The sequence below is a fragment of the Flavobacterium hauense genome, from assembly GCF_054457175.1.
The window spans coordinates 80377-94384 of record NZ_JBTKVX010000019.1 but is presented as its reverse complement, the minus strand read 5'-3'; the positions used below and the strand labels follow the sequence as shown (position 1 = coordinate 94384).

Annotated in this window: 9 protein-coding genes; 2 read left to right on the top strand and 7 right to left on the bottom strand. The window is 41.4% G+C overall.

What is annotated here, in order from left to right; translation table 11 throughout:
• Nucleotides 1-213: 213 nt before the first annotated feature.
• The gene (locus ACX0HA_RS13910; protein ID WP_458845896.1) at nucleotides 214-6423 is read right to left on the bottom strand and encodes a choice-of-anchor L domain-containing protein; all 6210 of its coding nucleotides are present in this window, start codon (nucleotides 6421-6423) and stop codon (nucleotides 214-216) included.
• Between the two features lie 226 nt (nucleotides 6424-6649).
• Here ACX0HA_RS13910 and ACX0HA_RS13905 point away from each other — a divergent pair, with 226 nt between their 5' ends.
• Complete coding sequence (locus ACX0HA_RS13905) at nucleotides 6650-7402, top strand: UDP-2,3-diacylglucosamine diphosphatase (protein WP_458845895.1); 753 nt, start codon at nucleotides 6650-6652, stop codon at nucleotides 7400-7402.
• A gap of 8 nt (nucleotides 7403-7410) precedes the next feature.
• On the opposite strand, the gene ACX0HA_RS13900 is transcribed toward ACX0HA_RS13905, so the two are convergent.
• From ACX0HA_RS13900 to ACX0HA_RS13875, 6 genes are all read right to left on the bottom strand, one after another.
• On the bottom strand, nucleotides 7411-7761 hold the full coding sequence (locus ACX0HA_RS13900; RefSeq protein WP_458845894.1) for a hypothetical protein: 351 nt from the start codon (nucleotides 7759-7761) through the stop codon (nucleotides 7411-7413).
• A gap of 177 nt (nucleotides 7762-7938) precedes the next feature.
• On the bottom strand, nucleotides 7939-9633 hold the full coding sequence (recJ, locus tag ACX0HA_RS13895; protein ID WP_458845893.1) for a single-stranded-DNA-specific exonuclease RecJ: 1695 nt from the start codon (nucleotides 9631-9633) through the stop codon (nucleotides 7939-7941).
• Between the two features lie 34 nt (nucleotides 9634-9667).
• Nucleotides 9668-10378, bottom strand: coding sequence for a hypothetical protein (locus ACX0HA_RS13890; RefSeq protein ID WP_458845892.1), 711 nt, complete (start codon nucleotides 10376-10378; stop codon nucleotides 9668-9670).
• 9 nt (nucleotides 10379-10387) lie between these two features.
• Nucleotides 10388-11149, bottom strand: coding sequence for a hypothetical protein (locus tag ACX0HA_RS13885; RefSeq protein WP_458845891.1), 762 nt, complete (start codon nucleotides 11147-11149; stop codon nucleotides 10388-10390).
• Between the two features lies 1 nt (nucleotide 11150).
• On the bottom strand, nucleotides 11151-11870 hold the full coding sequence (gene rsmI / locus ACX0HA_RS13880) for a 16S rRNA (cytidine(1402)-2'-O)-methyltransferase (protein ID WP_458845890.1): 720 nt from the start codon (nucleotides 11868-11870) through the stop codon (nucleotides 11151-11153).
• Entirely contained in the window at nucleotides 11871-13190 is a 1320-nt protein-coding gene (locus ACX0HA_RS13875) for a hypothetical protein (protein WP_458845889.1), read from the bottom strand.
• Nucleotides 13191-13291: 101 nt separating this feature from the next.
• On the opposite strand from ACX0HA_RS13875, the gene ACX0HA_RS13870 reads away from it, so the two are divergent.
• On the top strand, nucleotides 13292-13924 hold the full coding sequence (locus ACX0HA_RS13870; protein WP_458845888.1) for a thymidine kinase: 633 nt from the start codon (nucleotides 13292-13294) through the stop codon (nucleotides 13922-13924).
• Nucleotides 13925-14008 lie beyond the last annotated feature (84 nt).

The window sequence follows — 14008 nt, the reverse complement described above, 5'->3', positions numbered from 1 at the left end:
TGCTGGGCCGTAGCGTCAGCAAGGCCGCCAAGAGCCAATAGTGCTGCAAGGTAAAGTTTCTTCATGTAATGTGTGTTGGTTAAATGTGAAAATAATAGGGCAGATTTAACTCAATCCCTGATAAAATCATTTACTATAAGTTAGTTAGACTTAATAAATCGTAAAAGGTTTAATCAGTAATTGAAAAATCTGCCCTTTTTTTTAAATTTTTTTTTAATCCTGTCTATTAATGTACACCCATCCGGTTTTTGATTCACCGTTTGCACGTTCTATCATATAGAAATAAGTTCCAGAAGGCAACTCATCGCCGTTCTTGTTCTGTCCAACCCATTCTTTAGTATAATCACGTTTGCTGTACACTTCCTGACCGTAACGGTTAAAAATTTTCAGTTCAGTAACATCTAATGTTGTCAAATCAAATGAATCATTGAAACCATCACTGTTAGGAGAGATACCTCGTGGTATTAAACAAGTAGTATCATCTATTTGTGCTTCAATTGTAACAGGACAGTTTTTTGATTGCCCTGAAGGAGTCACTGTAAGGAAGTAACTTCCCGGAGTAACAACAGTAAGTGCTGGTTCAGATCCAACAACAACGCCTGTACTGTTTTTCCATTCAAATGTTGCATTATCAACAGTGTATACTTCATCTTCCTCAAAGTTAACTTTAAGAACATAGTCCTGACCTATACAGTTTTCATCAATTGAAACAAAAGCAGTAGGTATTATAGTAACTTTAAAGTCGTTCTCTGCAGCACAATCAGGGGTTGCCTGATTAAATGCCCTAACATATATCACCTGAGTGGATTTTATTTCCTCTCCGGCACTAAGCTCTACTCCGGCTCCGCCAGCCTGTGTATAATATCTGTTATCTACACTAAGCTCCGGAAGGAAATAACTTGTACATTCTACAACATCATCCGGATTATCAGCTACAGGAGAAGGCAATACAGCAACATTCACACTGTCTGAAGCAGGACATCCCTGATTATTTACAGTAACACTATATAATCCCGGCGCAGTATCAAGAACCACTATTGAAGCAGTAGTATCAGGCAATGCATTACCTTCGTATGTCCAGGTATAAGTCACTGTTGCAGGATCATAGTTTGCCGGTGCAACCGGAGTAACAGAAATAACACCTGTACTACCCTGGCAAATTGAGAAATTTTCATTGATTGTAAACTGAGGTGTAAGATCCTGAACAAGCAGGCTAAATGATTTAACACCTACACATCCGTTAGCATCTACAATTCTCACATAAATTTCCTGTAGCCCCTGCGTTACGTTTTCATAGTCTGTTAACGGCAGTGGGTTCAAATCTCCTTTAGCGTCATCTTCTGTAAGGTGGTAAGAAACCACATAGGCAGCAGAATTCGCAACTCCTGAAAGAACATTCGCTGTGTTATCTGAAAGATTAAATGTTGCAAATCCGTCAGCATCACATACAACCAGTTGTACAGGGCTTCCAGTAGTTATCTCAACATCATCATAAAACTCAACAATAACAGTATCATCAGCGTTACAAAGACCTCCAAAAGATGCATTTACTTTGTATTCACCACTTGTAGTCACTACCAGTTGGTTCGTTGTTTCACCTGCAATTACAGTATAGCTTGTGTCAGCCGCACCAATTTCTTTTTTATACCATGTAAATACATACTCAAGAGGGTCAAGATCACTAACAAGAGTGTATGAATCTCCGTCACATACACCATTACCATCGGCAATTGTAAGGTTTTCACCAAGATCCGGCTTACCAATATCAAATGCACCAATGAATACCGCAGAGTCAAGACTGTTGTCATTCCTGTCGGCAACAACAAGTTTAATATGATACTTATGGTTAGCAATTACATCAGATTCTGCGAACATCTTCACAGTGAATCCCTGGAAGTTAATAGGCGCAAACATGCCATCAATTGCATTCGTCAGATCAATACCAGCATCAGTACCGTAGTAATCTGCAAAATAAGCCTCATTCACCGATTCACATAGACCGTCAGGTGAGAATTTGCCATCCCTGATCGTTACAACAGACACCGGTGAGTTTGTATTAGGAACCACAGCCAAGTTAGTCGTAGGCCCAATAGGGTTACCATCATCGTCTACTTCTGTCAGGAAGAACGCGAATGCATCCGAGAAGGTACATTGGTACTCTCCATATTCTTCAGAAGCAAAAATGAACGGGAATCGTAGCTTATTTGCCAATGGGGTAAAGTCAAACTCTAATATTGTAGCATCATTATATTGATATAAATCACCATCAATACCAAGACCATCAATATAGTCAAACAGCTGCTCATCTCCCGGCCAGTAGCCATCCGATAGCTTATTACCAATATTTGGCCCCGCAGCTTTTCTTGCATCACCACTCATTAGCACAACTCCTTTTTCAATTCCGAAATTAGAATCTCCTTTTTCAAAATAAGCTATACCATTACTGTTAAACTCATCAAAATCAGTACCAGTACTGGAAGTTATATTTTCAATATTAGCACAAGTCTCTACAACTAATGCATTGAATACTATATCGTGAACCGACATTTCAGCATCAACTATTATACTTGCCGGCGAAGATATACAAACCTTAAAGCTTGTTATCACTGATGGATTCGGGAAATAGCCCGCAGATACCTGAACATAATATGTAGTACCTGCAACTAATCCTGTAACCACACCCTGAGCACCTGCATCGTTACCTGCGGGTCTAGCACAGGCAATCTCTGTAAGATTACCACAACCATCACCTTCATAAACAGTATAGTTGATCTGAACATTTACCGCATCTTTAATAGCTATTGCATGACCGGGTCCTGTTGCCGTAAATGAATACCATACATCATACTCAGGTGCCTGATCCCACTCACAGCTTGATGCCACACCAGATGATGTTGCACCCGTAAGTGTACCCGGTACAAAGTTGACACAAGCAGCTCCGGTATTTACCGGTACATTTATAGCGTCGCCACAATCATCATTTTCAATTAACGTAGCAAACGCAAACGGACCGGTAATTGTACTCAAACCGTCAGTTTCACAATTTGCCCTTACATAAAACACATAAGGCGTACCTGATTCAAGTCCCGGCCAGTTTAGTGGATTGTCAGTAACCGGCGTTCCAGGCTCTGTTGGCACAGGAGAACCGTAAGGCAATACCCAAACTTCCCAGCTTGTAGCAGTACCATTCTCATGCCACTCAAGAGTAACAGAATTCAGCGCTACATTAGAAACACTTAAATTTATAGGTTTAGGACACGGTGGTGGCGAACACGACACAATCCCCTGGAAAATAGTTTCTCCCTGAGCACCTACACCAAAATCTTTGATGAAGACATCTTCCATATAAGGAGAGTACACATGAAGACCTTTATCATCTTCACTCCATCCTCCATTGTTCCATACGATCTCAATTGGCAAATCAGGACATAATGCCACATCTACCATGAATGACTTAGGGTCTGGAGACATCCAGTCAAATCCGGGACCTAATACAACCGCCGGCACACCAGACTGATATACTGTCATTGTATTACCATCAAAGCCCGATCCGTTTTCGCTTAATAATTCAAAGTGGAAAATACACTTATCAGCAGGATCACAAGCCTCAGAATGTATTGCTAATGGACCTCCCCATGCACTCTTTGGAGTGGATGAATCTTCACATATCGCCCTCACATAAAAATCGTAGTTTGTTGCCGGAGCATCAAGAGGAGCAGCAATGGTAGGATTTGCGGTAGTCGCTATTCCAACAGTAGTCTCTGTTGGAGCAGGCGAACCTGCCGGCAACACTATGTATTCCCAGTTTCCTGTCGGAAGTCCATTCCAGCCAAGATCAACACTTGTCATTGTTCCATTAGCCGAAGTCAGATCTGTAGGAGCCATACATTTTGGATGCAAACAATCTACAGCATCTGCAAAAAGCACAACGCCTATACCTCCAATATCTGAACCTAATTCTCTATTGAAGATTGTCTGGTCAAAATTATTAATAATTTCAAGCCCTGCCTGTCCAGGCCATCCAGTACCACCAGTCCAGGTAACTTCGAAAGGAACGTTAGTACATAATCCAACCGGCACCGTTATCGAGGTTCCACTTGTAAACTGAGGACCCAAAATAGCAACATTTGCTCCGTTCTGGGTTACGGTAAGAACTACATCCTCCCATCCGTTCCAAGAAGCTTTTAGTACAAAATCATAAAAACATTTATCTGCAAGGGGGCAAACTGACGAAGTAAATGCAAATGGACCGCCCCAATCGCTCACAGGAGTACTTGCGTCTTCACAATGTACCCTAACATAATATTCATAATTTGTTCCAGGAACTAATGAACCCACACCTACAGCAGGATTTGTAGTCGTTGGCATTCCAGGAGTTGCAGCCGTAGGAGCCGGCGAACCTGCAGGAACAATATAATAATCCCAATTTCCTGTTGCAGCTCCATTCCATCCTAAATCCACTGTTGTCAGATCAATGTTTGTAGCCGTAAGATCCTCCGGAGGAAGACATAATGGCTTTTCACAATCTACATTAGCGTTATAAAGCTGGGAATTAGGAACTCCCATTCCGGGATTCTTAACATATATAGTCTGACCGAAAGAGTTTTTAATGCTCACGCCAATTTCACTTGCTTGCCATGAAGAGCCGCCCGAATGCCAGTATAATTGCACCGGAACATTGTGACAAACCGAGACATTTTGCTCTACAGTTTCGCCGTCATCGCCCGGACCTGTAAGCGTAGCAAGTGTTAGTCCATTCTGCTTAACAGACATAGTATATCCGTTCCAGCTATCCCATTCATCTGACATTATGAAAGTCAGGTCACACTGGAAAATCGGATCACATATTTGTGTATTGAAACGGAAAGGACCGGCCCATGTACTGAAAGTACCAGTACCACAATCTGCCCTTACCCAGTATTGGTAAGCCGTTGCAGCCACCAAACCGTCTGTCCATAGATAATCGCTATTATCTGTTACAGTAGTACCACTCCCCGAAGGTATTGAAGAACCCAATGTCTGAACAGCTACCTCCCATGAAGTAGCGCCTGTTGGATTATCCCATGACAATACAGCTGATGTAAGCCCGGTGCTTCCTACTGAAAGATTGGTAGGCTTATCACAGGCAACTGCCTGAATAATTAACTGATATGGCGTAGTAGGAATCTCATAAGATGAGATAACAATATAATAATCTTCTCCACTTACAACAGGAAAATTTTCCAGTGCTACAGGATTCCCTTCGAATCCGGCAACACCGCCAGCAAGACAGGCAACACCTATATCCTGGCATTCATTATATATAAAGATACCGGATGTAACCCCGTTTTCTGAAAGGTTAATATCAACAGCACCGGTAAAGTTCGCAGTATATCTATATACTACGTCATTACCACTAAGATAGTTCTGCCAATCCTCGCTGCCACAGCCCGTGCCCGGCACGCCATTGTATTCATCACCAAACTCAGCAGTATCATCCTGATCTGAATATGGAAGAGTACTAACCTCTATAGGGAAGCTACAGCTATTACCGGTTTTTTTGGTACAGAAGTAGAAAGGCCCTGCCCAGGGACTCACACCCCCGCCATCACATTTTGAGCGTACATAAAACTTATAGCAAGTATCCTCAGTAAAGGCACCTCCGGCAGTAAGAGCCGTTGCATGATAAGGCAAAGTACCGGCATATTCTACACCAGTACCAAGTGGTGCCATACCATCCTGAACAATTTCAACATCCCATTTAACAGATCCCGAAGGATTGTCCCATGAAAGATCGGCACTGTTTAATGTTGAATTTGCCATTACAATATTCAAAGGAGCTTCACATTTCTTCACAACCTTTACATTGTCAATCAACCATCTGTCCATCTCATCACCTGTCATCATAAAAGCTATACGCACCTGCTTACCAATATAGGCAGCAGGCAGATCTTTTATAATTTCATTGTAAGTCTGCTGTTCAGGATTGATCTCTAATTCAGTCCATGACTGAAGCTGAACGTACGAGGCAGGCGAATTAAGATCTGCTGTTGGATTTGCAGTAACATCTAAAATAAATACCTTGTAAATACTACCCTGATCTAACGTAAGAGTAAGACGTGAAAAGAACCTTAGCTCCGGATTCTCAGGCATCGTAAATTGCGGCGTAACAAGATAATCTTCAGGCCATAGGCCCGGCGCAACGTTTTCTCGCTGAAGATAGGCTGCATGTGAGCCTTCATAAGGAGGTTGAGTAGAAACGTTAAGTAAACTCTGTGTCCACTTAAACTGTGGCCCGACACTGTTTTGAAACTGGAACCATCCAGTGGTACTGGTACCGCCCGCGGCTGGTGACCATGTACCCTCAAAACCTTCCAGTGCAAGCTGTCCATAGCCGCACCAAGAAAGAAGTGTCAGGAAAAAAATTAAGGAAATTTTTTTCATAGACAAAATGATTTAATTAGTAGTTTATGTTTAATGCGGTGAAAATTATAAAAAATACGTTAATCAAACACACAATATCTTGAAGATAATTTATCATTTTCTTAAAATAAACAAAATCACTATCTTTTGTTACAAATATAATCTGAAAGTTTTCTTACTTTTCTAACAAATTTTCACGCTTTATTCATAATAAAAAATAGTACTATCTTTACACGACTTAATTATTATGGAGAATACTCAGCGTATATATTTTGCATCCGATCAGCATTTCGGTGCACCAACACCGGAACAGAGTTTCCCAAGGGAACAAAAATTCGTAGCCTGGCTTGACGAAATAAAGAAGGATGCAGATGTACTTTTCCTTCTTGGCGATCTTTTCGACTTTTGGTTTGAATATAAAACTGTAGTTCCACGTGGTTTTATAAGGGTATTGGGAAAACTTGCCGAGTTACGCGACAGCGGTATAGCCATATATTTCTTTACCGGCAACCACGACCTGTGGATGAGCGATTATTTCGAAAAAGAGCTAAATATCCCGGTATTTCATCGCCCGCAGGAGTTCATATTCAATAATAAAGTTTTCCTTATTGGTCATGGCGACGGGCTTGGTCCCGGCGATAAAGGTTATAAACGCATGAAGAAAGTATTTACCAATCCTTTCTCAAAATGGCTGTTTAGATGGCTTCACCCCGACCTGGGCGTAAAGCTGGCACAATATCTTTCTGTGAAGAATAAATTAATTTCAGGGGATGCCGATGTTAAGTTTTTAGGCGAAGAGAATGAATGGCTGGTTTTGTATTCTAAACGAAAACTTGAAACAAAGCATTATGACTATTTTGTTTTTGGCCACCGTCATTTGCCCATGACTATTAAAGTTGGAGAAAGCTCCACATACATCAACCTTGGCGACTGGATAGGTTATTTTACCTATGGCGAATTTAATGGCAAGGAATTCGAACTAAAGGAGTATAAAAAATAATGCAGGAACTAGTTCCTGCATATTGTGTTTATATAATCGTATAGATCCATATTAAAGAGTGTACCTTCCACGAGGTCTTTTATCTGGAAAAGCTCACTCCTGGATACCGCAAGATCTACCTGCTGCAAAGGTGTTTTCAACAAAAACTTATGGCATTTATGATGGCAGCAGCCATTACAGCCCAATTCTTCACAAGTATTATCTATCAATTGTGCAAACGCCCTGATTTCATCATAAGAAAGATAAAATCCCGTTTCTTTGAACACTATCTGTACCTTATCTTTTAGAATCCTGTTGTTCTTTTTCCAATGGAAAGCAACACCAAATTCATTATAATATATCTGTTCTACTTCTCTCATAACCGGAATGGATTTCAACAAAAATAGCGATTATTTAAAACCATTCTAAATAAATTGAAAGAATTTTAGAAAAAGTTTCTAACAGGCTTCGGTTCGTCATTGCGAGGAAGAATGACGAAGCAATCTATTTGAGATTGCCGCACTCCGCTACGCTACGTTCGCAATGACAGTCAAGTTTTATTCACACCTGATATCCCTTAACCTCAACTGGATGCTAACTTCGCCATTCCATTCGTTCTCATCTATGGAATAAGCCGCATCAAAAGCTTCGCCATTACAGGCAAGGTCAAGTTTTTTGGCAAGGCCAAAACCAATTGCTGCATAGCCCTGCGATTCGCCCTGTTTTACAAAGAGTCGTAAATGGGTTTCATCAGAGCCGATGCGCTTGCCATAACCGGTATCTTTTACATTGCGCGTCATAAATACAGGCGACATATTCCCCGGGCCAAAAGGTTCAAATTCTTTCAGGAGCCTGTTAAATTTTGGAGTTATGTCTGTAAAGTCAATCTCAGCATCTATAGAAATTTCAGGGATCAGAAGGTCAGGATGTATTGTTTGCTGCACTACTTTTTCAAACTTCTGCCTGAACAGCGGATATTGCTCTTCTTTTAACGTAAGACCAGCGGCATACATGTGCCCACCGAACTGCTCAATATGTTCTGCGCAGGCTTCAAGGGCATTGTAGACATCAAAATCTTTAACCGATCGTGCCGAAGCCGCCAGCTTATCGCCGCTTTTGGTAAACACCAATGTTGGCCTGTAATAGGTTTCAATAAGACGGGAGGCCACGATACCAATAACCCCTTTGTGCCAATCCTCCTGGTAGACAACGGTCGTAAACTTATCGTGGTCATTATTTTGCTCTATTTGTCTAAGAGCCTCAACGGTAATCAGTTTATCGAGGTCTTTTCGGTCGGCATTCAGGCCTTCGATCTGCGAAGCGAATTCCTCAGCCTGTTCGAGGTTGAATTCCGTTAGCAATTCCACCGCATGATTACCGTGCTTGATACGGCCTGCGGCATTAATGCGTGGTGCGATGATAAAAACCACATCGCTTATGGTAAGTGTTTTCTTTTTTACGTTTTGAATCAGCGCTTTTATACCCGGCCTTGGGAATGTATTGATAACATCAAGCCCGAATTTGGCCAATACTCTGTTCTCTCCTGTAATGGGAACGATATCGGCTGCAATGGCAGTAGCCACAAGGTCAAGGTAAGGTACTAAATTTTGAATTGTGAGCCCTCTCCTGCCCGCAAGTGCCTGGACCAGCTTAAATCCTACCCCACAACCGCAAAGCTCGTCGTATGGGTAATCGCAATCTTCACGCTTAGGATCGAGTACCGCAACCGCATCGGGCAGTTCATCACCGGGGCGGTGGTGATCACAAATAATGAAATCAATACCTTTTTCATTAGCATACGCTACCTTATCAATCGATTTGATGCCGCAATCGAGTGCTATTATTAAGGTAAAACCGTTATCATCGGCAAAATCAATCCCGGCAGTAGACACGCCATACCCTTCATTATATCTGTCGGGAATATAGGTCGCCACATTAGGATAATACGAACGCAGATAGGATGACACCAGCGATACCGCTGTAGTACCATCTACATCATAGTCACCAAAAACCAGTATGTTCTCTCCTGCTGCAATGGCCGTTTCAATACGCGCCACTGCCTTATCCATATCCTTCATCAGGAAAGGATCATGCAGATCGGACAGCATTGGGCGGAAAAACGTTTTTGCTTCCTCATAGGTTTCAATACCACGCTGCACCAGCAAGCCTGCCGTAGCAGCATCTACATTGAGTACCTCAGCAAGGTGATTGACTTTATGGGAATCGGGTTTTGGTTTTAGGTTCCAGCGCATGATTTAATTTTGAAAGCCAAATATACACAATGCCTTATTGGCCTTTAAATCTATTACTATATATTTTCCCAATAGTGCATCGGTAACCGGCCCAATTTCGAGTATCATCAATTATCTCAGTTATTTTACCGTTTTTATTTATTTTGTAAGCAAAACTATTTAAACTCCCTTTTGCATTCATGCTTTGAATTGCCAGAAGTTCTGCTTCATATTGCATAACTAAATTTATTTCATCTTGGGTAAGTTTCTCAATATTATAATTTGGAGTCTCAAAATACACATCCCCTTTCTTTTTTCCAATCTTATAATATCCGTACATACTTGCAATATCGCCACCTTTCCAATCTAGAGTATATGATTCCCCTTCTTTTAGATTTTTAATTGGTGTTTTATTTAAAAATTTATTTGAATCTATGGAATCTAAAATGATATTAAGGAATCCTGATTTGTTCTCTTTCAGATTAATCTTCCTAGATTTTTGCTCTCCACGTATATCGTAGTAACTGATTTCATACAATCCATCAGGCAAACTATCTAATTTCAAAGTATCTTTAACTGAGAAACGCATAGGTATGTTTCTTGAGAAAAAAATTGAATCCCTATGAATCACCTGAAGTCCATAAACCTGAACAGAACTTGTATTATCCCCGCATGCTCTTGAAAAAGAAATTTTCAAGGCATTATTAGACCTTTGACAACCGCCAAGGAGTATTGAAAAGAATAACAGAAATAAAACTCTCTTCATTACAGACGTTTAGTTAGTGACTATAGTAGCAGGTTCATTTAAAATCTCATTACCATCTTTAGAGACGGTCAGATATGCAGGGGCACTATCATCTTCGCCTATAAACACAACACCACATTTATAAATATATTTGCCGTTCTTAAATGTATAATGATGATTCCCGCCGCTACCTTCAGGCACATATTCACCATTCGGTATTATGAGATCCGGCTTATCGCTCATTAGAGCATTTATTTTCCAAGACACATAACGATATTTACCATTAGGCATCTCATCAATTCTGATTCTGTACTTTTTGGTAAGCAGAATACAAACAGGGTTAGTGAATTTATTAATGGATAAATGCAAATTAGTTTTCTCAAATCCAATCAGTGCGGCTTTCTTTTTGATCTCAGCATCTGATTGATAATTTACAGTAAGCAGGGTGCCATCATAATCAATCCAAACGCTACCGCTAGCAAGCATAATCCCTCTCCAACCCACAGCAGACCAGTCTTTTAAAGGGTCAGAGTTTACAATCATAGTAATCAGCTTGCTGTCAAACACCTCATCAAACCTTTTCAGGAATTCATCTTTATTTTTTACGGGTGGGATAGGATATTCTCTTTTTAGCGGATAGTTAACATATGCAGCGAGTTTTTGCCTGTCATTATTTTTAAAATAACTAATAAAGCTAGCAATTACTTCTTTATGCTCTTTACTAAGCTCATCCTGTGCATTAGCATTAACAGCATAAAACAGGAACAAGACAATAAGTATTGCTCTTTTCATACTAATTATCCTCTCTGTCGCTATACTTCTTCTTAGCAGCTTTCCCCTCCGGTACAAACCCACCCACAATAACCACAATTTCGCCTTTAGGTTCTTTCTTAGTAAAATGCTCCAAAACTTCAGTTGCAGTACCGCGAACGGTTTCTTCGTGCAACTTGGACAACTCACGAGAAACAGACACCTGTCGGCTTTCCCCAAAGTATTGCATAAATTCCGTTAAGGTTTTAACCAGTTTGTGTGGTGATACATAAAATATCATGGTGCGGGTTTCTTCGGCAAGTGCCAAAAAGCGCGTTTGCCTACCTTTTTTATCGGGAAGGAAGCCTTCGAAAACAAATTTATCGTTGGGCAGGCCACTGTTTACGAGTGCAGGCACAAAAGCCGTAGCACCCGGCAGGCACTCCACGGGAATGTTATTCTCTACGCAGGCACGGGTCAGCAAGAATCCGGGATCGGATATAGCGGGTGTTCCCGCATCAGATATCAGGGCAATCACCTCACCCCCCTGAATGCGCTGGATAATGCCCTCCACCGTTTTATGTTCGTTGTGCATGTGGTGGCTGTGCATGTGTGTCCCAATATCAAAATGCTTAAGCAGTTTAGCACTGGTACGGGTATCTTCGGCAAGTATCAGGTTAGCTTCCTTAAGCACTTTTATGGCGCGAAAGGTCATATCTTCCAGATTGCCTATGGGTGTAGGAACTATATATAATTTGGACATTTATGCAAATTTTTTCTCGACAATAGCCATAAAACGCTCTTCGTACTCTTCCTTGTCTTTCCAGTCATTATAATCTGGTTTTACAAGTTCATTGATGAAGTCGCGGGCCTCGTCAAAAGTATTGATGGTATTAAGCTGCGACAGTACACGGTTAAGATCGTCTGTGCTTCCTCCAAAAAGATTCTTCTCAAAAGCGATACGGTCATTAAGCCCAAGCGAAATGCTTTTACCCAAACTATCATTTAGCGATTTTGGCCTTTCAAAGTCATTACGCGAAGCGATGTTACCGCGAACGGTACTTTCCTGTTTTGGCTCTTCTTTAGGCGCTTCAGCTTTTGGTTCTTCCTTTACAGGCACCTCAACTTTTGGTTCTTCCCTTTTCTCTTGTGCCTTAGGCTCCTCAGCTTCTGTCTTTTCCTCAACTTTAGGCTCTTCAGATTTTGTAGGCTCCCAGTCGCGCCAATCCCTTACGACAGGTTCCGAGGGAGCTTCATCAGCCTTAGGCTCTTCAGCTTTTGGCTCTTCACTTTTGCCTTCTGCTTCTTTAGACTTATTCACATCTTCTTTCTTTATGAATTCGGGCTCTTTATAGTCCTTATAATCCTCAAAAGTTATCTCTTTTTGTTTTACAGGCTCTTCAGGAGCTGCTTCCCTTTCAAAAGCAAGCGTAAAATTAAGCCCTGAGTCTTCTATTTTTGTGTCAGGATCCGGCTGTATGGTTTCTACCTCACCATCCGTGGCTTTTTCCTCTTCTTCTATCGTACTGTCTTCTTCTTTTTCAAAAACGGCCACAACTGCCTCTTCTATTGCCTTAAGCTCTTCTTCCGGCTTTTCCAGCTCCGGTATGGCAACAGGCTCTTCTTGTTTCTCTTCTTCTGGTTCTTCGGCCTTCACCGTTTCTTTCGGCTCTTCAGTTTTCACTTCTTCAGCCGCAGGCTTTTCGTTAATCTGCTCTTTTGGCTCTTCCGCTTTTATCTCCTCACCTTTGCCTTTTGCCTCTTTTGCCTTTTCAGCTTCTGCTTCCTCAGCCTTGTGCCTGGCTTTTTCTTCTTTTGCTTTTTCCTCTGCCGCCTCTACTTCATTGGCATGAACTTTTGGTTCCTCTTCCAGTCCATATATTTCTTCAAGCGCTTCTTCTGCCGACGCGTGCCCTATAGTAGGCTTCACATCACTGAAATTATCTTCCACGAACCTCAGTACAGAGATCTTTTCATACAGCTTCAGCGTTTCCTGCTGTAGCTGGTCAAGCTCCGCCCTGTTCTTCAATTTGAGTATCCTGTGAGCAATGCTGATCAGTTCGGCTTCTAATTTTTTCTTCATAACTTTTAGAATTATAGGAAGTGGCGCAATAGTTTTTTAATAAATTTGTTTTATACAAAGTAAAACAAAACATTTAAGTTTTACACCCTGAAAATTACAAAATGTTTCTTGAAAATACAGTAAATCATAAAGAACAATTCGGCTGGATAGAGGTCATCTGCGGGTCGATGTTTTCGGGCAAGACCGAAGAGCTTATCCGCCGGCTGAGAAGGGCACAATTTGCCAAACAAAAGGTAGAGATCTTCAAGCCTGCCATAGAAACCCGCTACCACGACGAAATGGTGGTGTCGCACGATGCCAACGAGATCCGCTCTACTCCCGTAACCTCATCGGCAATGCTGAAGCTATTGGCACAAGGATGCGATGTGGTAGGCATTGACGAAGCACAGTTTTTAGACGACGAGATCGTAACTGTTTGCAACGACCTTGCCAACAGCGGCATCCGTGTTATTGTTGCCGGGCTGGATATGGACTTTAAGGGAAATCCTTTTGGCCCAATGCCCGCCCTTATGGCTACTGCCGAATATGTAACCAAAGTTCACGCAGTATGCACCCGCACCGGAAACCTTGCACATTTCAGTTTTCGTAAAGCTAATAACGACAACCTTGTACTGCTTGGCGAAACCGAAGAATATGAACCGCTTAGCAGGGCTGCTTATTATGAGGCGATGAGGGAAGCAGCAAAGCCAAAAACCTTTAAAGGAGGCACTGAAGAACAAGCAGAAATTTTGTAATATTTAGCTAAATTTCACGCATTCGGATAGAATTTTTATTTGTACGGATAAATTTATTACATTTGTACGTATAAATATTTTATC

Coding starts and splice junctions, on each gene's coding strand:
- ACX0HA_RS13870 (WP_458845888.1), top strand. CDS start 13,292: ATGTTTCTTGAAAATACAGTAAATCATAAAGAACAATTCGGCTGGATA.
- ACX0HA_RS13890 (WP_458845892.1), bottom strand. CDS start 10,378: ATGAAGAGAGTTTTATTTCTGTTATTCTTTTCAATACTCCTTGGCGGT.
- ACX0HA_RS13900 (WP_458845894.1), bottom strand. CDS start 7,761: ATGAGAGAAGTAGAACAGATATATTATAATGAATTTGGTGTTGCTTTC.
- ACX0HA_RS13905 (WP_458845895.1), top strand. CDS start 6,650: ATGGAGAATACTCAGCGTATATATTTTGCATCCGATCAGCATTTCGGT.
- ACX0HA_RS13875 (WP_458845889.1), bottom strand. CDS start 13,190: ATGAAGAAAAAATTAGAAGCCGAACTGATCAGCATTGCTCACAGGATA.
- ACX0HA_RS13885 (WP_458845891.1), bottom strand. CDS start 11,149: ATGAAAAGAGCAATACTTATTGTCTTGTTCCTGTTTTATGCTGTTAAT.
- recJ (WP_458845893.1), bottom strand. CDS start 9,633: ATGCGCTGGAACCTAAAACCAAAACCCGATTCCCATAAAGTCAATCAC.
- rsmI (WP_458845890.1), bottom strand. CDS start 11,870: ATGTCCAAATTATATATAGTTCCTACACCCATAGGCAATCTGGAAGAT.
- ACX0HA_RS13910 (WP_458845896.1), bottom strand. CDS start 6,423: ATGAAAAAAATTTCCTTAATTTTTTTCCTGACACTTCTTTCTTGGTGC.